At 51.4% G+C, this 22,395-nt stretch carries 15 protein-coding genes; 4 read left to right on the forward strand and 11 right to left on the reverse strand.

Annotated features, from left to right (window positions below; genetic code table 11):
- Positions 1-166: 166 nt before the first annotated feature.
- A complete protein-coding gene (locus tag HF324_RS03710; protein ID WP_168809647.1) occupies positions 167-1,657 on the reverse strand; it encodes an ATP-binding cassette domain-containing protein in 1,491 nt (496 codons plus the stop codon).
- 95 nt (positions 1,658-1,752) lie between these two features.
- Between HF324_RS03710 and HF324_RS03715 the strand changes: the two genes are divergently transcribed.
- Entirely contained in the window at positions 1,753-2,196 is a 444-nt protein-coding gene (locus tag HF324_RS03715) for a GNAT family N-acetyltransferase (protein WP_168861925.1), read from the forward strand.
- A gap of 118 nt (positions 2,197-2,314) precedes the next feature.
- Here the strand turns inward: HF324_RS03715 and HF324_RS03720 are convergent, their stop codons facing one another.
- From HF324_RS03720 to HF324_RS03740, 5 genes are all read right to left on the reverse strand, one after another.
- Positions 2,315-3,127, reverse strand: a complete 813-nt coding sequence (locus tag HF324_RS03720; RefSeq protein ID WP_168861926.1) for a DUF6048 family protein — start codon at positions 3,125-3,127, stop codon at positions 2,315-2,317.
- Positions 3,090-3,605 (reverse strand): DUF6452 family protein, encoded by a 516-nt coding sequence (locus HF324_RS03725; RefSeq protein WP_168809653.1) that lies wholly within the window; start codon positions 3,603-3,605, stop codon positions 3,090-3,092. The genes HF324_RS03720 and HF324_RS03725 overlap by 38 nt, the downstream gene beginning before the upstream one ends.
- A 25-nt stretch (positions 3,606-3,630) precedes the next feature.
- Positions 3,631-6,510 (reverse strand): excinuclease ABC subunit UvrA, encoded by a 2,880-nt coding sequence (gene uvrA / locus HF324_RS03730; protein ID WP_168809655.1) that lies wholly within the window; start codon positions 6,508-6,510, stop codon positions 3,631-3,633.
- A 137-nt stretch (positions 6,511-6,647) separates the two neighbouring features.
- Positions 6,648-7,910 carry a beta-ketoacyl-ACP synthase II gene (fabF, locus tag HF324_RS03735; RefSeq protein ID WP_168809657.1) on the reverse strand — a complete coding sequence of 421 codons (1,263 nt, stop codon included), beginning with the start codon at positions 7,908-7,910 and terminating at the stop codon, positions 6,648-6,650.
- Positions 7,911-8,203: 293 nt separating this feature from the next.
- A complete protein-coding gene (locus tag HF324_RS03740; protein WP_168861927.1) occupies positions 8,204-9,277 on the reverse strand; it encodes a fatty acid desaturase family protein in 1,074 nt (357 codons plus the stop codon).
- A gap of 282 nt (positions 9,278-9,559) precedes the next feature.
- On the opposite strand from HF324_RS03740, the gene HF324_RS03745 reads away from it, so the two are divergent.
- From HF324_RS03745 to HF324_RS03755, 3 genes are all read left to right on the forward strand, one after another.
- On the forward strand, positions 9,560-10,576 hold the full coding sequence (locus HF324_RS03745) for a LacI family DNA-binding transcriptional regulator (RefSeq protein ID WP_168861928.1): 1,017 nt from the start codon (positions 9,560-9,562) through the stop codon (positions 10,574-10,576).
- Between the two features lie 327 nt (positions 10,577-10,903).
- Positions 10,904-13,195: a GH92 family glycosyl hydrolase gene (locus HF324_RS03750; protein ID WP_168861929.1), complete on the forward strand. Its 2,292-nt coding sequence runs from the start codon at positions 10,904-10,906 to the stop codon at positions 13,193-13,195.
- Positions 13,196-13,291: 96 nt separating this feature from the next.
- Positions 13,292-15,580, forward strand: coding sequence for a GH92 family glycosyl hydrolase (locus HF324_RS03755; protein WP_168809665.1), 2,289 nt, complete (start codon positions 13,292-13,294; stop codon positions 15,578-15,580).
- Between the two features lie 111 nt (positions 15,581-15,691).
- On the opposite strand, the gene HF324_RS03760 is transcribed toward HF324_RS03755, so the two are convergent.
- From HF324_RS03760 to HF324_RS03780, 5 genes are all read right to left on the reverse strand, one after another.
- A complete protein-coding gene (locus HF324_RS03760) occupies positions 15,692-19,099 on the reverse strand; it encodes a ThuA domain-containing protein (RefSeq protein WP_168861930.1) in 3,408 nt (1,135 codons plus the stop codon).
- Between the two features lie 8 nt (positions 19,100-19,107).
- Positions 19,108-19,845: a ThuA domain-containing protein gene (locus tag HF324_RS03765; protein ID WP_168809669.1), complete on the reverse strand. Its 738-nt coding sequence runs from the start codon at positions 19,843-19,845 to the stop codon at positions 19,108-19,110.
- Positions 19,846-19,966: 121 nt separating this feature from the next.
- A complete protein-coding gene (locus HF324_RS03770) occupies positions 19,967-20,689 on the reverse strand; it encodes a 3-keto-disaccharide hydrolase (protein ID WP_168809671.1) in 723 nt (240 codons plus the stop codon).
- A 31-nt stretch (positions 20,690-20,720) separates the two neighbouring features.
- On the reverse strand, positions 20,721-21,137 hold the full coding sequence (locus tag HF324_RS03775) for a c-type cytochrome (RefSeq protein ID WP_168809674.1): 417 nt from the start codon (positions 21,135-21,137) through the stop codon (positions 20,721-20,723).
- Between the two features lie 180 nt (positions 21,138-21,317).
- A complete protein-coding gene (locus tag HF324_RS03780; protein ID WP_168861931.1) occupies positions 21,318-22,373 on the reverse strand; it encodes a sugar phosphate isomerase/epimerase family protein in 1,056 nt (351 codons plus the stop codon).
- Positions 22,374-22,395: the final 22 nt, after the last annotated feature.

Below are 22,395 nucleotides of genomic sequence, written 5' to 3' on the forward strand. Positions count from 1 at the left end.
TGGTTATTTGATTTACGGATTTGAGGATTTTTTGATTTAGAGATTTGGGGAATTAATGAATGACCAGATCTTCCTGAAATCCCAAAATCAAAAATCCCTAAATCCCAAAATCAAAAAATCTTCAAATCCGTAAATCAAATAATAAAATATATAAATATCCAAATAATCAAATGGTTCTGCCGTTGGCGAGGCGGATGAACTTATCAACGCAACCGGGCAACTCTTCTTCGTAATGCGTTACATAGATTAGCGTTACCGGCATATGGTCGCACAGCATTTCGATAACTTTTTTGAAATGTTGTTTCTGTTGCTGGTCCAGCCCCTGGCAAGGTTCGTCGAAGATCAGCAGCGGTGGGTTTTTGACGAGGGCTCTTGCCAGCAGGCAAAGGCGCTGGGCGCTTTCGGGGACTTGTTTGAACGGCGCTTTCTGGTGCTCGTCTATTTCCAGTATTTCCATCCACGCTTTGGCAATATCGGTTTGTTCCGGGGTAGCCGGCTTGGTGCTGCCGATGATGTCGGTGAAGCCTGAGCAGACTACCTGCAGGCAGTTATCGCGGGAGGTAAAATACTGGTGCAGCTCCGGGGATACGAAACCGGTTTTTTTCTTGATGTCCCAGATGCTTTCGCCGGTGCCCCTGCGGCGGTCAAACAACCACAGTTTATTGGCATACGCCTGCGGGTTGTCGCCGTTGATGAGGCTCAGCAGGGTGGATTTACCGGCGCCGTTATGGCCCAGCAAGGCCCATTTTTCGTTGGGTTTTACCGTCCAGTTGATTTGATCAAGGATAATGTTTTCGCCATATTTTACGCGCACGTCTTCCATCTTGACGATGGTTTCGAAGGAAGCCGGCTGGTGCCGTTGCAGGATAGCGGCTATTTTCTGCGTTTCCATGGCTGGCAGCGGGAGGTCCGGCACCTGTGGGAGCGGTAGCTGAACAAATTCGCTGCGGGTATATTTACCGGTGATGGCGCCGTTTTCCAGCGTCAGCACATGGGTAATGTGTTCCGGTATTTCTGTTGGAGAAGTCGCCAGCAGCACGATGGAACCGTTGCGGATAATTTCATTGATCATTTCGGAGAAGTCCTTCCGCGTTTGCACGTCCAGCCCGATATAGGGATTGTCGAGCATGAGCAGCTGCGGTTTTTGCAGCAGGGCGCGGGCGATCATCACGCGGCGGGTCTCCCCGTTGGACAGTTTGATCAACCGTTTTTCCATCAGCGGCGCTATTTTCAGCGGCTTCACCAGGTCAGGTACCTCCGTGATTTCGAGATATTCGCTGACGGTGGGGGAATTGTCGGCGTCCATACTATTGAACCGCTGCTGATAGTAGAAATCGGTAGTAGTATTGGATAAATTACGGAAAGTGTGATGGTGGCCTACCAGCGCTATCAGGTTGCGGTAGTTGAAGTACGGGTCCGTGACGGTGTTTTCTTTTCTCCAGTCATCGTAAAAATGATAGCGGATGCCACCATTGATGATGTTGAATTTACCAAGGATGGTATTGAGCAGCGCTGTTTTACCGGAGCCGCTGGGGCCGGTGATGGCCCATTGTTCGTTTTGCTGTATGTCCCAGTTGAGGGTGTCGAAAAGTGTTTTGTCGAGATATCTTACGGTGATATGTTCCAGGGAGAGGAACGGGCGCTTTGTTTCTTCCATGATTTCCTGATTGGGCTAAAGAGGCTTTATATCGCCTATAAAAATAGCAGGAATATTGAAAGCTTCCAGTATTTTTATGATAAACCGGCTACAAGATGAATTGGACAATTAAAGCATTTGAAGAACTGACTGTACAGGAATTGTACGAAGCGTTGCATTTGCGCAGTGAGATATTTGTGGTAGAGCAGCAGTGTGCTTATCAGGACCTGGATTATTCCGACCAGAAGGCGTTGCATCTTATGGGGCGTAATGCGGATGGGCAGCTGGTGGCGTATACCCGTTTGTTCGGACCTGGTATTAAATATGCCGAGGCGTCTATCGGGCGGGTGATCACTTCACAGCTGGCCAGGGGTACCGGCGTGGGCCGGCAGCTGATAAAAAAGTCTATTGCCGCCGTGGAAGAAGCTTATGGTAAAGGACCTATTAAAATCGGCGCCCAGCAATACCTGCACCGTTTTTATACATCGCTGGGTTTTGAGCAGACCAGCGATACCTATATGGAAGACGGTATCCCGCATATCGAGATGGTAAAACCTTAAATCAATTACGAATTACGGATTACGAATTACGAATTGAGGGCTTCCTTATAGAGCGGTTTATTAATAACCATTCCAAAAGGCAGCCCTCAATTCGTAATTCGTAATCCGTAATTCGTAATTATTTTTTCTTTTTGTCTTTGTCGTTCAACGGCAGCTTTACATGTTCCGTTATCTTATAGAGCGGGAACAGGTAGGATACGGTGTACCGCATATCGAATACCGATTTTTTGGAGCCGCTGCCGAAGCCGGGTATTACCAGCGGGGTAAATTCATCGGACTTGACGTTGTTGATCATGACACGTTGGTGCAGGCTCCAGCTCAGGAAGAAGTTTTTGAGCACTTCTGCTTTAAGGCCCAGTACCAGTTCCACCCAGTGGGCATTGACATTGGTTTTGGGCACGGAGCCAGAGAGGTTGTTGCCCCAGTAACGGTCACTTATTTTATAGGTCGGCACCTCGTAGGTGAGGTGAGAGAATCCGTACCGGATACCGCCGAAGAACATGTTTTTCTCGGAGGGGTACAGTCTTTTCAGGAAGTTATAGTCTATCCCGAGGGAGATGAACATACCACTGCCTTTATAGGTGTAGTTGCTATCGCTGTACGGGGTATTGGTATACCCTATTTCCGCGGCAGCATACAGGTTGCTGTTAAGGCGGATATCAGCTACGGCGGTCCCTTCTTTCCGGTAGGGATAATAGATGGAGGTCACGATGCGGCTCAGGTCCAGCCCCACGCGGAGGCCTCCCTGCATGTGTACGACGCTGTCTTTCACGGGTATGATGGCCGTGGTGTCTTTCGCCGGTTTACGGGTAGTATCTGTTTTGGCGGCCGCAGTTTTAGCGGCTGCCGGTTGGGCCGGTGTTTGTGCCTGTGCGGCGAAGCCCAACAGGATACTACTGATTAAAGAAAAACAAAGTAAGGTGCGTATCATTACTGCTGGTGACTGCCTTTGAATTAATAACTACAGAATCGATGGTATGCCGGGTGGTGAAAACGGTATCCAGCGTAAAGGTGGTACCGAATCCGCAGCCGGGCGATATGAATTTTTTGGTCCGTGAGTATTTAAACCTGAGGGTATCCGGCGTAAGGGTGGAATCCACGCGCAGGGCGAATATACAGCTATCTGCCACCGGTGAAAAGGGCAGAAAGATCTCTTTCAGCGGTTCCTTTTTGTAGAGGGAGTCCATGTTAACGCCGTTGTTGATGGCATAAACGGACACTTTGGGCATAATGGTATCGCGTACATTATGCAGGATGGTGGTATCGTTTATCCGGCGGGCGGAATCACGCTGAAAACGCACGCGGAAATCTGCCCGGAGTGCCTGGTCGCACACCTTGGTTTCATTCTCACAGGCGATCATGCCGGCAAGCACGGCGCAGGCAAGTAATATCTGGTATAACGTTCTCATTCCTTGGTTTACGGTTGGCAAGATATTAAATTCCCAGCTCCTTTTTGAGGAATCGGGCGGTATGGCTGTCTTTACAGGTGACGATCTGTTCGGGCGTGCCGGTACAGAGGATGGTGCCACCGCCGGCGCCGCCTTCGGGGCCCAGGTCCACGATGTAGTCTGCCATTTTGATAACGTCGAGGTTATGTTCTATCACCAGTACGGTATTACCGCGGTCCACCAGTTTATTCAGCACTTTGAGCAGCAGCACGATATCCTGGAAATGCAGCCCTGTGGTGGGCTCATCGAGGATGTAGATGGTTTTGCCGGTATCTTTCTTGGACAGCTCCGTGGCCAGTTTCACACGTTGTGCCTCGCCGCCGGAGAGGGTCACGGCAGACTGGCCCAGGGTGATGTATCCCAGTCCTACGTCCTGCAGTGTTTTGATTTTGCGGTGTATCCAGGGAACGGCCTGGAAGAATTCCACGGCTTCGTCTACCGTCATGTCCAGCACGTCGGAGATAGATTTGCCTTTGTAGCGGATCTCGAGCGTTTCGCGGTTATAACGGCGGCCGTTACATTTTTCGCAGTGCACATATACGTCCGGCAGGAAGTTCATCTCGATAACGCGCATGCCCCCGCCTTCACAAACATCGCAGCGGCCTGTTTTCACGTTGAAAGAGAAGCGGCCTGCGTTATATCCGCGGATTTTGGCTTCCGGCACGGAGGCGAAGAGCGTACGGATATCGGTGAAGAAGCCGCAGTAGGTGGCAGGATTGCTGCGGGGCGTGCGGCCGATGGGCGACTGGTCTATTTCTATCACCTTATCGATATGTTCCAGGCCTTTGATGCTCTTATACGGCATGGGTACCGCTTTGGAGTCATAGGCATGTTTGGAAAGTATCGGGTACAGTGTTTCGTTGATCAGCGTGGATTTGCCGCTGCCGGAAACGCCTGTTACGCAGATGAAAGTGCCGAGGGGCAGTTTCAGGTTGACGTTTTTTAGGTTGTTGCCCGTAGCGCCTTTCAGTTCCAGGCTGTTGCCGTTGCCTTTGCGGCGTTCGGCGGGTATTTCCATGGCGCGTTTACCGTTGAGGTAACCAGCGGTGGGAGTGTTGAGTTTGAGTATCTGGTTGGGCGTGCCCTGAGCGATGATCTGGCCGCCGTGTTTGCCGGCGCCCGGACCGATGTCTACCAGGTGATCGGCATGCAGCATGATGTCTTTGTCATGTTCTACCACGATCACGGTGTTGCCCATTTCGCGGAGGTTGCGGAGGGCGTCGATCAGCTGCATATTGTCGCGCTGGTGCAGGCCGATGCTGGGCTCATCGAGGATATAGGTGATGCCCATCAGCTGGGAGCCTATCTGGGTGGCGAGGCGGATACGCTGCGATTCGCCGCCGCTGAGCGTGCGGGTGGGCCTGTTGAGCGTCAGGTAGTTCAGGCCCACGTTGAGCAGGAACCCGAGGCGTTCGCGTATTTCCTTGAGGATATCCTTGGCGATGGCGTTTTGTTTTTTCTCGAGGCGGTCTTCGATGTTGCTGAACCAGTTCAACAGGTGGTCCAGGTCCATGTTGCCCAGCTCGGAAATATTTTTCTCATCTACCTTAAAGTAGAGACTTTCTTTTTTCAGGCGGGCGCCATTACATTCCGGGCAGGTGCTGAGCGCCATGAAGCTTTCGGCCCAGGCGCGCACGTGGTCGGAGCTGCTGTCATTGAAGTAGCGGCGAACGGTGTTGACCACGCCTTCAAATTCAGTGGAATATTTGGTGGTGTCTGAGTTCTCGTCGAAAGAGAGGTCTACTTCCAGCTTCCCGTTTTCATCGCCGTACAGCAGTACGTTGCGGGCTTTTTCGGGGATAGCGGAGATAGGTCCGGTGAGGGAGAATTTATATTTTTTAGCCAGCTGCTGCACCTGTTTGTAGGTGAAGGTATCCCTGGCTTCGCCCAGTGGTTTAAGGCCACCGCTTTCGATAGAGGCGCTTTCATCGGGGATGATGGCGTCCATATCGATCTGGTAGATGGTGCCGAGGCCTTTACAGCGGGGGCAGGCGCCATAGGGCGAGTTGAAGGAGAATGTGTTGGGCGACGGTTCTTCGTAGGAGATACCGGTTTCTTCACACATCAGTTGTTTGCTGTACTGGCTCACCTTGTTGGTGTCGTTGTCCATGACAAACATGAGGCCTTTGCCCATGGTGAGGGCTTTCTGTACGCTCTGGCTGATGCGGGTGCGGGCATCTTCCTGTACCTGTACGCGGTCTATCACCAGTTCGATATCGTGGATCTTGTAGCGGTCAACCTGCATTCTTTCTTTCAGGTCGAGTATTTCGCCGTCTACCCGTACTTTGAGATAGCCCTGTTTGCGTACCTGTTCAAACAGTTCGCGGTAGTGCCCTTTACGGCCGCGCACCATGGGTGCGAGGATCACGAGTTTCCTTTTGGGATAGTGTCTGAAAATATGCTCCTGTATTTCTTCTTCCGAGAAGCGCGTCATGCGCTTGTTGGTATTGTAGGAGTATGCCTGACCGGCGCGGGCGAAGAGCAGGCGGAGGAAGTCATAGATTTCCGTGATGGTGCCTACAGTGGAGCGCGGGTTTTTATTGGTGGTTTTTTGTTCTATGGAAATAACGGGCGAAAGACCGGTGATTTTGTCCACATCAGGCCTTTCCATGTCGCCGATAAACTGGCGGGCATAAGCGGAAAAACTTTCCATGTAACGGCGTTGTCCTTCAGCATATATTGTATCAAAAGCCAGGGAGGATTTTCCACTTCCGCTGATGCCGGTGATGACAACCAGCTTATTTTTGGGCAACTGCAGGTCGAGGTTTTTCAGGTTATGCTCCCGTGCGCCAAATACTTCAATCTGGTCATCTGCCATGATTTCCGGAGCGGGAGCGGCGGTTACATTCTCTTTTTTCTTTGCCATAATATTAAACTACTAAGCTACGGCATAATTACGAATTACGGATTACGAATTACGAATTGGAAGAGGTATAAAAAAAGAGCAGCGAAGACCTTTTTTGGAAGATCTTCGCTGACAGCTATTTCTGAGCAGTTACCTGCTTATTTGGTGTATTTTTTAAATACCACGATGGCGTTGTGACCTCCGAAACCGAAGGTATTGCTCATGGCGATATTTACCGGACGGCTTTGTGCTTTACCCAGGGTGAGGTTCAGGTTGGTTGGGATACCTTCGCCCAGCACAGTGGTGTTGATGGTAGGAGGAACGATATCTTCCTGTGTGGCTTTGATGCAGGCGATGGCCTCGATAGCGCCGGCAGCGCCCAGCAGGTGGCCGGTCATGGACTTGGTGGCGCTGATGTTTACTTTTTCAGCGTGGTCACCAAAGGCAGCTACGATGGCTTTCAGCTCGCTCACGTCACCTACCGGGGTGGAGGTGGTGTGGGAGTTGATATAGTCTACGTCGGTAGTGCTTACACCGGCGTCTTCCAGTGCCTGTTCCATACCCAGTCTGGCGCCAAGGCCTTCAGGGTGGGTGGCGGTGAGGTGGTAGGCGTCGCAGGTCATGGCGCCGCCGATCATTTCACCATAGATGGTAGCACCTCTGGCGATAGCGTGTTCGTATTCTTCGAGGACGATAGCGCCGGCGCCTTCACCCATAACGAAGCCGTCGCGTTCTGTATCGAACGGGCGGGAAGCATGTTCCGGATCTTCGTTGCGGGTAGACAGTGCTTTGAGGGCGTTAAAGCCGGCGATGCCTGCACGGGTTACCGGTGCTTCAGAGCCGCCGGCAACAATGGCGTTGGCTTTACCAAGGCGGATGTAGTTGAAAGCGTCTACCAGGCCGCTGGTGGAAGAAGCGCAGGCAGACACGGTGCAGAAGTTGATACCCATGAAACCGTATTTCATGGCGATCTGTCCTGCAGCGATATCGCAGATCAGCTTGGGAATAAAGAACGGGTTGAACTTAGGCACAAAGTTGGCCTGGGTAAATTCAACGATCTGTTCTTCGAACGTGAGCATGCCGCCGTTTCCGGAAGCCCAGATCACGCCTATTTTGGTTTTATCAATTCCTTCCTTGTCGAGGCCGGCATCTGCCACGGCTTCATGGGCAGCTGCCATCGCGTACTGCGTGAAGTTGTCCATTTTGCGGGCCTCTTTCTTTTCCATATATTTTTCCACATCAAAACCTTTGACTTCACAGGCAAATTTGGTTTTGAACTCTGTGGTGTCAAACTTAGTGATGGGCCCGGCGCCACTCACGCCTGCCTTCAGATTGCTCCAAAAAGTGTTTACATCATTCCCGATAGGTGTTAGCGCTCCCATGCCGGTAACCACAACCCTTTTCAGTGTAACAGTACGCATATTTTTTACTTTAATAAAAAAAGTTAGAGCGCAAATTTAGTTACTTATTGTTATAGATAAGCATATTCATTAAGATTATATGGCATAACTTTCTCCTTTTCGGAGGAAGCTCAATGTGGTGGCTGTTTTGGGGCTGTAAGGAGGGGCGCCGGAAAAGAAAGTAATGTTATAAAGTGTTAATTTTTGCCATCCGGCAAGGGGAAAAAGCCCGGCCGGCAGTCGTCAAAAGGCAGGTGCCCTGCTGTTGGACAGGGCACCTGGTATATTACCGGATAATATAATAATGCATGTACTTATGCAGCGACCGCAGCAGCGGTATCGGGCACGGTGCTGATGGGCATGGTACGTTGTTTCAGGAATGAGATGATTTCCGCGTCTGTCTGGAACCTGTCGCCGATGTTGACAAAATGTTTGGCCAGCAGGTCATAACGTTTGGTCATCAGCCATAACCATACATGGAGGAAGTGGATACCGTCAAATACGATGGCGTCGTTGGAAATATACTCATCCAGCGTTTTACGGAAATACACGGGATGTTCTGTCCAGTGCATGCTGGGCTTTACATGGTGGCTGATATGATAGCCGTCATTCCAGCATTTATGGTTGTATTTGGTATTGATGCACGTAATACTGTTTTTATAGCAGTTGTCCGGATCGTCAGCGTCAATAAAAGCGTGCTGCGCCCAGTTGCCCACCATCATGATAATACGGGAGATGATAAAGGGCAGGATGAACACCACAAAAGTAGCCGGGAAATTAATGAAGGAGAGGCCTACACAGGCGGCGGCGAATAATATTTCACCCCGGATCAGTTTCACCATCAGTTTATTTCTCTTTTTGCGGATATGATACTTCGCTGTATCATAAGCGCCGAAAGTCACGAAAGACCAGAGATAATGCAGGAAGCCCCGGAAAGAGTCGCGCTGGTACGTCATGGTGGAGCTGTCATCATCAGGCATATTGTTTTCCGGGTGGTGCATCCCGATATGATGGGAGTAGTAGGATTCCGGTGTTTGCCCAAACAGCGGGCCTATCACCCAGGGAAGGTAATTATTGAGAAAGCCGTATTTCTTTTCAAAGAAAGCGCGGTGGCTGGTACAGTGCAGCATCAGGCCAAAGGGGCCTTTGAAGGTAATGTTGTTGAAAAACTGGTACGCAATAGCGGCGGCCCACCAAAGCCAGTTATTGACGCCCGGCCAGTACATCAGGATCGCCAGCGGCCAGAGGGTGAAAGTGATTTTCAAAGTAAGGTATACAAAGGGAAGATCGCGCTCGTCACGGATCATTGACTTGAAAAGCCTGTCGAATACAGTTTCCCGTGAAGGTTTAACGTAAACAGGATCAGTAAGATGGGTGAGTTGCTTCATATTGCGTATTAAAATGTCACAAGTTGGCTACAATACCAGTTGTAATTGGCACATACGCCGGTTCTTATATTTTACTAATATTTGTATAACGCATATTACAGGGCTGATAGTATCCACATGCCCGGCCGTGCTGCTGTAAGATACCCATTTTACGGAGAGTTTGGAATGTTTTAACAGTTTTTTGTAATTTCCGGCCCCGTGCATCCCTTCCCATACCCGGCAACTAAACCTGTAACCTTAGGCGGCGATGTAACGGAAAACCAATCAAACTAACAAGCACGAATGAAGAGACTTACGCTCAAGGATGTCGCTAAAATGGCCGGTGTGGCACCTTCTACAGTATCTTTTGTACTCAACGGGAAGGGAAAACAGATGCGGATACGGGATGAGGTGGCGGCCAAAATTATGCAGGTAGTGGAGAAATCCGGTTACGAGCCCCACCGGGTGGCAGTGAACCTGCGCACCGGACAATCCAAAACACTGGGCCTGATCGTGGAAAGTATCTCTGGCAGCTTCTTTGCCAGCCTGGCCAAAACCATCGAAACAGAGGCGGAACTGATGGGCTACAACGTGGTGTACTGCAGTACGGAAAACAATGCCCAGAAAGGCGGAGAGCTGATACGTATGCTCGGCCGGCAGATGGTGGACGGTTACCTGATTACTCCTGCGCCCGGTATGGAAAAAGAAATACAGCAGCTGGTACAGCATCATAAGCCTGTTGTGCTGATGGATAGCTATTTTCCGGCTATCAAGGCGCCTTATGTGCTGATTGATAACTTCGGAGGGGTGCAGCAAGGGATGAAACACCTGATAGGAAAGGGTTTCACCCGTATCGCCTTTGTTACGGTAGACGTAAAACTGATACAGCTGCAGGAACGCCTGCGCGGGTATGTATCTACCCTTAAAGAGCACCACCTGCCCCTGCGGAAGAAACATGTATTGCACCTGAAGTATCATAAACTCCGGGAAGACGCCCTCCGGGAGATGAAGCAGTTTATTGAAAGCAATCCCGATCTCGAAGCGATATTTTTTGCCACCAACTATCTCGGTATCCTCGGCCTGGAAGCCATCGCCAGCTTAGGCCTCCGTATGCCTGACGACCTGTCGGTGATCTGCTTCGATGACCATGATATTTTCCGGCTGTATCCGCCGGGTATTTCCGTGATAGAACAACCGATAGAAGGCATCGCCAAAACCGCTATCGCCATGCTCATGCAGCAGCTGGGCAAAAAGCCGGCGCCTGTCAAAAATCCTGCTGTGGAGCTGCCGGGACGGTTTATTGTGCGGGGATCGGCATAAGAGCCGGCCGCCGCACTGCGTTGCAGCGCTTACCTGCTGACCAGGGAGATAGCCGGCCCACCGTTTATCCCTTTTCCGGCAAAAAAAAGGATAATACCTGCGATAGATCCAAAAATATGTATACATTTAAAAACTGTTTCCGGGGGAAGTGCGTATGGAAGACCCCGGAAACAGGGAAAGGATTCGGTGAATCTTTTTTTTCTGTACAGATGCTAAATCGATTTTTCTAATAATTGCGCGTAAAGCAATACCGCTGTCTAAGCAGGAAAAATTCCAGTCCCTGTCTGACCTGCCGGGTATTGATTTATGAAGAAACAACCACACAATATGAAAAAAGTTGGAATGCTGGCAGCTGCTTTACTGTGCCTGCATGGCGCACAAAGCCAGACAGTGTACAAAGTGGCTGAACCGGTGGAATGGGTCAACACCCTGATGGGCACCGATTCTAAAGTAAGCCTGTCGAACGGTAATACCTATCCCGCCATCGCCCTGCCCTGGGGCATGAACTTCTGGATGCCGCAAACAGGCGCCATGGGCAACGGATGGGCCTATCAATACACGGCCGACAAAATCAGGGGCTTTAAACAAACACACCAACCTTCTCCCTGGATCAACGACTATGGCCAGTTTGCCATGATGCCCGTTACCGGTAAGCTGAAATTCGATCAAAACAAAAGAGCCAGCTGGTTCTCCCATAAAACGGAAGTAGCCAAACCCTACTACTACAGCGTATACCTGGCAGATGCGGACGTGACAACAGAAATCACGCCTACAGAGCGCGCGGCTCAACTGCGTTTTACCTTCCCAGCTACGGACAGTGCCTTTGTAGTGGTGGATGCATTTGATAAGGGGTCCTATATTAAGATCCTGCCCAAAGAACAAAAGATCATGGGGTATACCACCAAAAACAGCGGTGGCGTACCATCCAACTTCAAAAACTATTTTGTTATCTATTTTGATAAACCGTTCACTGTGGCCACCGCATGGCGCGATTCCACGCTGCTGAAAGACCAGCTGGAGTTGCAGGCAGACCATGCCGGTGCCGTGGTGGGCTTCAAAACAAAAAAAGGTGAACAGGTGGTAGCCAGAACAGCTTCTTCCTTTATCAGCTTTGAACAGGCGGAGCTCAACCTCCAGCGTGAAGTAGGCAAAGACGGCTTCGACATTACCCGCCGGAAAGCGAAAGACAGCTGGAACAAAGAGCTGGGCCGCCTGTCTGTGGAAGGCGGTACCTCCGAACAGGTAAGCACCTTCTACTCATCCCTGTACAGGACCATGCTGTTCCCCCGCAAATTCTATGAAATCAATGCGAAAAACGAAGTGGTGCATTACAGCCCGTTCAACGGACAGGTGCTGCCCGGCTATATGTTTACCGACAATGGTTTCTGGGACACCTTCCGCGCGGTACATCCGTTCTTCACCCTGATGTATCCTTCCCTCAGCGGACATATCATGGAAGGCCTGGCCAATTCCTATAAGGAAAGCGGCTGGTTGCCCGAATGGGCCAGCCCCGGTCACCGTGACTGTATGATCGGTTCCAACTCCGCTTCCCTCATCGCTGACGCTTACCTGAAAGGTATCCGGGGCTATGACATCAATACCCTCTACGAAGCGATCCTGAAAAACACGGAAAACGAAGGCCCGCTCTCTTCTGTAGGCCGCAAAGGCGTGAAATACTACAACGAGCTGGGTTACGTTCCCTACGATGTGGACGTGAACGAAAATGCCGCCCGTACACTGGAATACGCCTATGACGATTTTACCATCTACGAGCTGGCCAAAGCGCTGAACAGGCCGAAGGAAGAAATAGCCCGTTTTGCCAAACGGTCCCAGAACTACCGCAACCTGTTCGACCCGGAAACAAAACTGATGCGCGGCAAAAATAAAGACGGCCGCTTCCAGGCACCGTTCAACCCGTTCAAATGGGGCGACGCTTTCACGGAAGGCAACAGCTGGCACTATACCTGGTCTGTATTTCATGACGTACAGGGACTGGCTAACCTGATGGGCGGCCGCGAATCGTTCACCAATATGCTGGATTCCGTTTTCAAAATGGCGCCGGTATATGATGAAAGTTACTATGGCACCGTCATCCACGAAATCCGCGAAATGCAGATCATGAACATGGGCCAGTATGCGCACGGTAATCAGCCGATCCAGCACATGATTTACCTCTATAACTACGCAGGCCAGCCCTGGAAAACCCAGTACTGGATCCGCCAGGTAATGGAGCGCCTGTATAAAGCTACGCCCGATGGGTACTGTGGCGACGAGGACAACGGGCAGACTTCCGCCTGGTACGTGTTCTCCGCTATGGGCTTCTACCCGGTATGCCCCGGCACACAGCAATATGTATTGGGTACTCCCCTGTTCGCCAAACTCACCATGACGCTGGAAGACGGCAAAAAAATGGTGATCGAAGCGCCAGGCAACAGTGCCACAAACCTGTACGTGCAACAGGCGGCGCTGAACGGTCAGCCCTATACGAAAAACTGGATCAGCCACCAGGACCTGCAGAAAGGCGGTAAGCTGGTATTCCGTATGGGCGCTACCCCTGAAAAAACAAGAGGTACGCAGCCGGCGGCTTTCCCGTACTCTTATTCAACAGCCAATAAATAAAAAACGATATAGAAGAATTTCATTGTTCACTGTAAATAATTCATCCCGATTCTTCGGGATGTAATTTTTTTCCAGACACGTTTTAAACTGATACCGATGACCAACAGGATTATTTTCTTATCGATACTCTGCTGTATCGGTACTTCCCTCCGGGCGCAGGAGAATGTGCTGTCCTACGTAAAGCCGATTACCGGCACACAACGCATGGGACATACCTATCCCGGTCCTACCGTACCTTTCGGCGCTGTACAGCTCAGCCCTGAAACAGACACGCTCTCTTATGAGATGAACGGCAAATACAACAAGGACGTCTACAAATACTGCGCAGGTTATCAATATGAAGATAAAACCATTGTAGGCTTCAGCCATACCCACTTCAGCGGCACCGGCCACTCCGACCTGGGCGATTTTCTCATTATGCCCACTACCGGCGCACTGCAGCTGAACCCGGGAACGGCGGATCACCCTGAGAGCGGCTACCGCAGCAGGTTCTCTCATAGCACCGAAGTTGCAGAACCGGCCTACTACAAAGTGAAACTGGAGGATGACAATATCCTCGCCGAACTCACCGCCAGCAACCGCGTAGGCTTCCATCAGTATACCTTTCCCGCTTCTGATCAGTCACACATCGTCCTGGACCTGATGTCCGGCATCTATAACTACCCCAACAAAAACGTATGGACTTTTGTACGGGTAGAAAACGATACGCTGATTACCGGCTACCGCCAAACCAGCGGCTGGGCACGCACCCGCACCGTTTATTTCGCCATGACGTTTTCCAAACCCTTTAAAGAATACGGGCATCGTAATTATACCAGCGATGTATACAAAGGCTTTTACCGCAAGTTCGACCAGACAAAAAATTTCCCTGAGATGGCAGGCCGCCAGATAAGGGCTTACTTCGACTTCAACACCACGGAAGGAGAAAAAATTAAAATAAAATTTGCGATCTCACCGGTGAGCACCGCCGGCGCACTCAAAAACCTGCAGACAGAGATCCCCGGCTGGGACTTTGACCAGGTAAAGCGGGAAGGCCAGGCGCTGTGGACAAAAGAGCTGAATAAAATACAGATTGCCTCCAACAGCCGGGAAGAGAAAGAGAATTTCTACACCGCCATGTACCACGCATTCGTGAATCCGACTACCTATATGGACGTAGACGGGCAATACCGCGGCCTGGACCAGAACAATTATACCGCTAACGGATATACGAACTATACTACTTTCTCCCTTTGGGACACTTACCGTGCATTGCACCCGCTTTTTAACGTAGTGCAACCCGGGCGGAACGCGGACATGGTACAGTCTATGCTGCACCATTACGAACAGAGCGTACAGCACATGCTGCCGGTATGGTCGCACTACGCCAACGAAAACTGGTGTATGATCGGTTACCACAGCGTATCGGTGATTGCAGACGCCATCATGAAAGGCAACGCCCCCTTTGATGTGAACAAAGCGCTCGAAGCCTGCGTGACCACCGCACGGCACCGCACGTACGACGGATTGGGCTATTACATGGACATGGGCTACGTACCGGAAGATAAAAACGGTTCTTCCGTTTCCAAAACGCTGGAATACGCCTATGACGACTGGTGTATCGCGCAGGTAGCCAAAAAACTGGGCAGGACAGACCTCTATGATGAGTTCATCAAACGGGCGGCCAACTATAAAAATGTGTATGATAAAGCCTCCGGCTTTATGCGCCCCCGACTGAGCGACGGTACTTTCAAGGCAGCCTTTGATCCTTTGCAGACGCACGACCAGGGCTTCATTGAAGGCAACGCCTGGAACTACAGCCTTTACGTGCCGCACAACCCCGACGATATGATTGCCATGATGGGCGGAAAAAAACAATTCACGCAACACCTCGATTCCCTTTTTACCATGCATCTGCCGGACAAGTACTTCGCCGAAACAGAAGACATCACCCGTGACGGTATCATCGGTAACTATGTACATGGCAACGAGCCTTCGCATCATGTGGCTTACCTCTATAACTGGACCGGCTATCCGTGGAAGACGCAGGAACGTGTGCGCATGATCCTGAAAAAGATGTACCACCCCGGCCCCGATGGTCTCGGCGGGAACGACGACTGCGGCCAGATGAGCGCATGGTATATCTTCAGCTCTCTCGGTTTTTACCCGGTATGCCCGGGATCAGACCAGTACGCCCTGGGAAGCCCTGCGGTAGACAAAGCCACCCTGCAGCTGGAGAACGGCAAAACGTTTGTGATCGATGTAAAAAACCAGGGAGATAAAAATGTATATGTGCAGAAGGTTTTACTGAACGGAAAGCCGTTAAACCGCCTGTATATCACGCATAGTGACATTATGGAGGGTGGAAATATGACGTTTTATATGAGCAGCAAACCGAACAAGTGACCCGTTCGAATGCATAAAGCGAAGGCCCCTGCATGGATGGCGGGGGCCTTTTTATTGCACACAGGTATCTTCAAAAAGAAAGGAGGCCGTTGAGGCCTCCTTTCTTTTATGCTAACCGCGCAGTGTAAACGAAACAATGCCCAGCGGCACCTGTTTACCCGGATCGGTCGGTCTGATTTTAAGATAGAGATGATGTTTTTTGCCATCCGTTACCGGCGCAAAGCTGATACCTGCTTTGTTAGGCACTTTTGCCTGAGCGCCGGGTCCGATGGTGGTTTCACCCAAACGGGTACCGTTGGCGTTGTCCAGGAAGGCTTCCACGATAAAGCCCTGCTGTTGCGGGTCCTGTACCATGTAGGTTACATCCAGGCCGTTGACGCCGGCCAGATCGAGGTCATTATACACCACCCATCCGTTGGCAGTGGCTGGGATAAGCAGCTTCATACCGTTGACTTCAAAGGTTGAAACGCCATCTGCTTTGCTATAGCCGGCTGCAGGGAGAGCAGGATTGAGCAGCTGCACTGCTGCACTGCCCGTGATAGGTTTAATGCCGGCAGCGCCTTTGTCGGTGTAGCTGGCCAGCAGCAATAATACGCCATTGGCTTTCAGCTCGTTGCCCAGTGTTGGGTTCAGGCTGCCGGTAACGGGCAGGGAAGCTATTTTAGGGGCATTGCCGCCTATAGAGAAGATATATTCCACCAGCTGGTGTGCTTCCCCATCGGAGATGCCCGGATGGGCAGACATGGCCGTTTCGCCCCATACGCCGCCACCGCCGTTGATGATTTTCTTCGCCAGCGCGTCGGGTGCTGCGGGATCGTTCCGGTACTTTTCGGTGATCTGTTTGAAAGAAGGGCCGATGGATTTTTCATCCGGTTTATGACAGGTTTTACAGTCAGATACTTCCATGATGTTTTTACCCGCGATGGCGCCGGTAACGATCTGGTGACCCTGTGGCATGGCGGCTTTGTCGCTGCCCTGAATATAATCCGCTTTCACAAAGATGTTGCTGGCGTCGAGTTTACCGTCGGCGCTGTTACCATCTTCCTTGTCACTGACAGTCACGGCATAATGTACCTGTTTACCCGGGAAGTAGAACATCTGGTTGCCCTGTAAGGTAATGGTCACCTGCGGTGTTTCATTGCCGGCATACAGCGCGATATCTTTACTTTTGGTTTTACCGCCTTTGCCGTCCAGTACTTCCACGTAGGCATTGTATTCGCCTGCGGTGGTGTAGGTCACCTCCACGGTTGGTTCGGTGGTTTCTTTTTTGGTGCCGTTACCAAAGTACCAGAGGTAGGTGAGTTTGTCTCCGTCGGGGTCTGCTGAGCCTTCGGCAGACAGTTTCACTTTAAACGGCAGCGCGCCGGTCAGCTGGGTACTGTGTATTTCTGCTTTCGGGGCACGGTTGCCGCCGTTGTAATCGATACGGGCCAATGCGGCGTCGGGGTTTTTGCTAAACCAGCCGTTGCCGTATTCCAGCACGTATAAACGGCCGTCGGGGCCCATTTCCATGTCTATCGGCGCATTCAGTTTGGTGCCGGGCATAAAGCGCTCCATCTTGGAGAAATCGCCGTTTTTGTCCATGGTCACGGCCATGATCCAGCCGCGTATCCAGTCGTAGATAAACAGTTTACCGTTATAGTAATCCGGGAAACGGGTTTCTTTCGGATAGAATTCGCTGTAGTACACCGGGCCAGCTTCGGCATTACGGCCGCCGCTGCCTACGATGGGGAATTCATCGGACTTGCCGTAGGGGTACCAGATAAATGCCGGTACAGCCGGCGGCAGTTCTTTGATACCGGTATTGTTACGGGAGTTGTTGATGGGCTTTTTCGGGTCATACGCCGGACCGGTTTCGCCTGTTTCGTAGTTATAGGCGTGGTATGGTTTATTATCGGCGATGAACATCGGATAGCCGTAGTTGCCGGGCTTTTTGGCCTGGTTAACTTCATCATAGCCGCGGGGGCCGCGGTTGGGATCGTCGTTGTTGGCGTCGGGGCCTACTTCGCCCCAGTAGAGATAGCCTGTCTTGCGGTCTATGGAGATACGGTACGGGTTGCGGGTACCCATGGCGTATATTTCCGGACGGGTATTGGGCGTGCCTTTGGGGAAGAGGTTACCTTCCGGTATGCTGTAAGAGCCGTCCGGCGCCACTTTAATGCGCAGGATTTTACCACGCAGGTCATTGGTGTTGGCGGAAGAACGGCGGCCATCGTACTGCTCATGGCCGGGACGGTCGTCCGTAGGGCCGTAACCGTTACTTACATATTTCTGCCCTGCTTCATCGAAAGGAGTGGTATTGTCACCGGTAGACAGGTACAGCAGTTTATCCGGACCGAAGGCGATGGAGCCGCCGGTATGGCAGCAGATATTACGCTGGGAATAGAACTGCAGGACCACTTTTTCAGAAGACATGTCCAGCTGGTTGTTTTCAAATTTAAAGCGGGACAGGCGGTTAACGGAGGTATCTACGGGAGAATACATCACGTAGATGAAGTGGTTGTCTTTGTAGTCCGGGTCGGCGGCGAGCCCGAGGAAACCTTCTTCTGCGTTGACGTTGGGCACATCTGTTTTATGGTACACTTTCAGAAAACCGACCTGTGTGAGTGTTTTATCTGCCTGTTTGTAGAGCAACAGTTCACCGCGGCGCTGTGCCACAAGGATGTCGAGGTTGGGCAGGATGGTCATCTCTGTGGGTTCGAAGAACTGGCCGGAGGTGAGCACTTGTTTGGTGAAGCGGTTTTCATCCGGTGTGCGCAGCGTGGTGGCTTTGCTGTAGTCGAGCACCAGGTTTTTGCCGATAGCGTATTGGATACCGCCGAGCACATGTTTCAGGAACAGGCTGTCGGTATAACTTTCGTCGGTATGGCCGAGGGCGGTGTAGAAGGCGCGGCCGCCATCGTATTCGTGGTACCAGCTCACCGGGTGGTCGTTGTTCATGGTGCCGCCTTCGTAGGTTTTCTCGTCTACTTTCATCAGTACAGTGGTGGTGGTATCTCTCTTTTTAAAGTTGTACCATTCGTCTGTATGTTCGAATTTATCCGGCAGTCCTGCAGTGGCGGGGAAGGATTTGTTGACCACATTCACCGTGGCTTTGTGCGTTCCGGGAGGGTGGCTGAGGAAATAGGCGCCGGCGAGGTGATTGTACCAGCCCCATTCATATTCTGTATCGGTAGCGGCGTGTATGCCTACGTATCCGCCGCCGGCCTGGATATATCTTTCGAAGTCTGCTTCCTGTGCGGTATTGAGCACATCGCCGGTGGTGTTGAGGAAGATCACGGCAGCGTATTGCTGCAGGGAGTCTTCATTAAAGCGATCGGCATTTTCGGTGGTGTCCACCACGAAGCCGTTTTCTTTTCCGAGTTTCTGCATGGCGGCGATGCCGGCAGGGATGGAAGCGTGGCGGAAAGCGGTGGTTTTGGTAAATACCAGCACCTTTGGCTGTCCGGGGCGCGATTTGTTACAACCTGCAGTGGCGACTAACGCCAGCAGCAGAAAGAGTTTGATGGTATGCTTCATCGGGTTGTTTAGTTAGCTTTTTTGATGCCCATGGTATACTGAATACCACCCAGCAGGTGTTGCAGGTATACGGGGTCCTGATAAGATTCTTTGGTATGGCCCATTTCGGTATAGAAAGCGCGGCCGCCTTCAAAGTCGTGGTACCAGCACATGGGATGGTTATCGCCGTTTTTACCGCCTTCATAGGTGGATTCGTCTATTTTGATCAGCACGTGCACGTCCGGGTTAAGGTCTTTGAAGTTATACCATTCGTCTTTGCGCACCCATTCATCCGGCAGGTGGCGGGTAGCGGGATGGTTGTGGTCTGTGACGCGGAGGGTGGCCTGTTGTTGTTTCGGGTGGCTGAGAAACCAGGCGCCGGCCAGCTGATTGTACCATGGCCAGTCGTATTCCGTGTCGGTGGCAGCGTGGATGCCCATCCAGCCGCCGCCTTTGCGGATATATTGCTGGAAGGCCACTTGCTGGGCGCTGTCCAGCACGTCGCCGGTGGTGCAACTGAAGATGACGGCGGCGTATTTCTTCAGGTTGGCGCTGGTAAAGGCGCTGGCGTCTTCGGTGGTGTCTACTTCGAAGCCGTTGTCTTTACCGAGTTGCATGATCGCGGTTTTGGCGACGGGAATGCAATCGTGGCGGAAGCCTTTTGTTTTTGAGAAGACCAGTACTTTCCTGGCCTTGTGTTTTTTGCCGGCCTGCGCGCACAGGGAGGCGGCCAGCAAGAGTGTAATAAACGCGGTAAATGTTCTCATGTCGTGGTAATTGGTATCACGCGGAGGCGCAAAGCAGCAAAGACGCAAAGTTTTTCTTTCCCTTTCTTTGCTGCTTTGCTGCTTTGCGCCTCCGCGTGAAAAAGTTATTCCTTAGGAAAGATTACAGCTCTCTTAATTTGATATTACGGTACCATACTTTGTTGCCATGGTCCTGGAGGGCGATGTGTCCTTTGGCATATTTGCCAAAGCCTTTCCAGTCTTTAAACTTGCTGTTGGCTACCAGTTCGTCCCATTCAGGGGTGCCCATGGTTGTTTCCACGGTTTTTACGCCGTTGAGCCAGAGGGAAAGATGGCCGTCTTTTTTCACAATTTTGGCGGTGTTCCACTGACCTACGGGTTTAACCGCTTTCTGTGAGGATTTCACAAGATCGTAGAGGTCGCCGGCGTTGTGTTTGATGATTTTGCCATCCGGGTGTTTATCATCATCGAGCACCTGCATTTCAGGGCCGGTGAGATAAGTAGCTTTGAATTCAGGATCTTCATGTACGCTGAAGATGACGCCGCTGTTGCCGCCTTCTGAAATTTTCCAGTCGATGCTCAGCTCGTAGTTTTCGTATTCGCCGTTGGTAACGAGGTCACCGCCGGGGGCGCCGGTTTTTTTGGCGTCCACGTCAAATTCGAGCGCGCCGTCCACCACTTTCCAGGCGGGGCTGGCAGCGTCTTTCAGGTAGGTATGCCATCCGTTGGTGGTTTTACCATCGAACAGCAGCTGCCATCCTTCCTTTTTCTCTTTGGCAGAGAGGCTATTTACTTTCTGTGCCTTTACCGCTGTAGCGCCGGTGATAGCGCCCAGCATAAAAGCTCCGATGATGATTTTTTTCATTTACTATGATTGAATGATGATGGAAAAGCCATTATTTTCCTACGGAAAGGATATACTGTACCATTTCCTTTGCATCGTCTTTAGAGATGTTCGGATGCGGGAGCATGGCTACTTCGCCCCAGTTGCCGGAACCGCCTTTGATAACTTTGTCAGCCAGTTTATCCACATTTTCAGGTGTGTTGGGATACTTGCCGGCGATGTCTTTCAGTGCGGGCCCGATTACTTTGATTTCTTCTTTATGGCAGGTTTTGCAATCGCTCTGCGCCATCAGTTGCTCTCCTTTGCTGGCTGGCTTGTCTGCACCCGGAGACACCATGGAATTATCTACAGCGTTGTTTTCCTGGGTGGTGGTTTTGTCAGTTTGCTGATCTGCTTTCTTTTCACCTCCGCCGCAAGCTGCAAAAAACAGCGCGCTTAATACCAACGGTGCCAGTAACCTCTTTTTCATTTTGTGATTTTTTTATTTTGTTATTTGTTTATTTGATTGGTGTTGTTGTTTATGTATGCTGTCTGTGTGTTATTTTTTAGGTGGATGAATATGTTTTGTCTATTCATCCGGTAGCTTTCCTTATTGATCTTGACCTGTCTCACCAAGTCAAAATATCTGAATAACTAAATACGAAAATTCCTAAATGCCTAATACTCTTTTGTTGAAAGCATCATCTGTGGCGGCGCCGGCAAAGTCGTCGAACGCTTTTTCGGTGACGCGGATGATATGATCTTTGATGAACGGAGCGCCTTCGCGGGCGCCGTCTTCCGGATGTTTCATGCAGCATTCCCATTCCATAACGGCCCAGCCGGCAAAATCGTATTGGGTAAGTTTACTGAACACGGATTTAAAGTCCACCTGTCCGTCGCCGAGGGAGCGGAACCTGCCGGGACGGTCTATCCAGGCCTGGAATCCGCCGTATACGCCGGAGCGGCCGGTGGGGTTAAATTCCGCGTCTTTTACGTGGAAGGCTTTTATTTTCTCGTGGTAAATATCGATATATTCCAGGTAGTTGAGGCATTGCAGCACGAAGTGGCTGGGATCGTACAGGAGGCATGCCCGGGCGTGGTTGCCGGTGGCCTCGAGGAAACGTTCATAGCTGGCCCCGTCGTGGAGGTCTTCGCCGGGATGTATTTCGTAGCATACGTCCACACCGTTGGCGTCGAACTCGTTGAGGATAGGCAGCCAGCGTTTGGCCAGTTCCGCGAAGCCGGCTTCCACCAGTCCTGCCGGCCGTTGCGGCCAGGGATACATGGCGGGCGCCCACAGCAGTGCGCCGCTGAAAGTGGCGTGGGCATTGAGGCCCAGGTTGCGGCTGGCTTTGGCGGCATATTTCAGCTGGTTGACCGCCCACTCGGTGCGTGCCTGTAAATTATTGTGGTACTGTGCCGGCGCGAAGCCGTCGAACATCTCTGTGAAAGCCGGGTTAACGGCTACCAGCTGTCCCTGCAGGTGCGTGCTCAGCTCCGTGATTTCGAGGCCGGCAGCGTTGACAATACCTTTTATTTCGTCTGCGTAGGTTTTACTTTCGGCCGCCTTTTGCAGGTCTATCAGGCGGGTATCCCAGCTGGGGATCTGTACGCCTTTGAAGCCGATGGAGGCCGCCCATTCGCAGATGGATTTCAGACTGTTGAAAGGCGCTTCATCTCCCATGAACTGCGCCAGGAATATACCAGGACCTTTAATCGTTTTCATATAATCGTACTAGTTAGCAGTG

Source organism: Chitinophaga oryzae (assembly GCF_012516375.2).
In the GTDB taxonomy this organism is placed as follows: domain Bacteria; phylum Bacteroidota; class Bacteroidia; order Chitinophagales; family Chitinophagaceae; genus Chitinophaga; species Chitinophaga oryzae.